The following is a 551-nucleotide window of genomic DNA, read 5'->3' on the forward strand; positions in this document are numbered from 1 at the left end:
CGTCCAACACCGCCGCGAGGCGTTCGACCACGCCGTCGGCCCGTTCGGCCGCGGCCTGCAGCCGCGGCAGCGCGATTCCCTCGATCTCCTCGACGGCGGCGTCCAGCAGCTCGGACTTGTTCGCAAAGTAGTGATACAGGCTGCCGCTGGTGACGTTCGCGGTGCGGGCGATCTCACGGATAGTGGCGCGGGAGTAGCCCGCCGTGGCCACACAACGCATGGTGGCCACGATGATTCGCTGGCGGGTGTCCTCGCCGCTGGCGCCCACCGGGCGTCCCCGCTGCGCCCGCGTCACCGTGCTCCGCCCACTCGCGTGTCCTGTCCGCCGGGCCTCGAAGCCCGACAGCATCGAATATAATCGACTGATCGATTAGCCCGGGGTTCGCGGAGGCAAATGAGCGTTCTGCCGTCACAGCTGGGGCGCCCGGTGGGCGCCGATGGCGAGCAGACCCGCGCGCGCGTCATCGCCGCGGCGATGCGGTGCGTGGCCGAGATGGGCTACTCCCGCACCACTATTCGCGAGATCGCGCGGGCCGCCGACATGACCAGCG

The 551-nt window shown here is 70.2% G+C and carries 2 protein-coding genes; one reads left to right on the plus strand and one right to left on the minus strand.

Translation table 11 applies throughout. The features are described from left to right. Positions 1-295 (minus strand): TetR/AcrR family transcriptional regulator (locus A5702_RS06475; RefSeq protein WP_231965007.1); only part of this gene is annotated, 295 nt, incomplete at its 3' end. Between the two features lie 99 nt (positions 296-394). Here A5702_RS06475 and A5702_RS06480 point away from each other — a divergent pair. Beyond that, on the plus strand, positions 395-551 hold a 157-nt coding region (locus A5702_RS06480; RefSeq protein WP_156669507.1), incomplete at its 3' end, for a TetR/AcrR family transcriptional regulator.

The sequence above is a fragment of the Mycobacterium sp. E3339 genome, from assembly GCF_001666915.1.
GTDB lineage: Bacteria > Actinomycetota > Actinomycetes > Mycobacteriales > Mycobacteriaceae > Mycobacterium.